Raw genomic sequence first — 479 nt, forward strand, 5'->3', positions numbered from 1 at the left:
CTGGCAGCGGCCCCCGGGGGTTGCTGGCAAGCCATACCACCAGATCGTCAACCGTCTCCTCCAGGGGGCGAAAGTTCAGGCCATGGACGATGGCGGCCTCGGCGCTGATGGTGCCATACCCAGCATACTCGGGCAGCTCGTTTGGCAGCAGCGTGGGATAGCTTTGCCAGGGCGCCACCCCTGCCGCCATCAGGTCACGCCAGGGAGCCCACTCGAGCTGCAAGGGGGTCGCTGGCGTCAGCCGGGCAGCGAGGCGCTCCACCCAGTCGTTCAGTGCGATGCCGGGCTTGATCAGGTTGAAACACCCAGCGAGTCGCTGCTCGGCAGCCCGCAGCACGAACTCGGCGCAGTCGCGTACATCCAGATATTGCAGCCTATCCTCCCCCTGCCCCGGCAAGAGCCAGTGCCCGCCCGCCTCACCCACCAGGCAAGACGAGCGGTCGGGTCAAAGGGGCCGCAGAGCACGCCGGGGCGCAGGG

General features: G+C 68.1%; 1 pseudogene. It reads right to left on the reverse strand.

Going from position 1 to position 479, the window contains the following annotated elements:
• Positions 1 to 479 (reverse strand): annotated as a pseudogene (locus BN1120_RS09405) (NAD-dependent epimerase/dehydratase family protein); the annotation flags it as partial.

The organism is Aeromonas caviae (assembly GCF_000819785.1).
Classification (GTDB): Bacteria; Pseudomonadota; Gammaproteobacteria; order Enterobacterales; family Aeromonadaceae; genus Aeromonas; species Aeromonas caviae.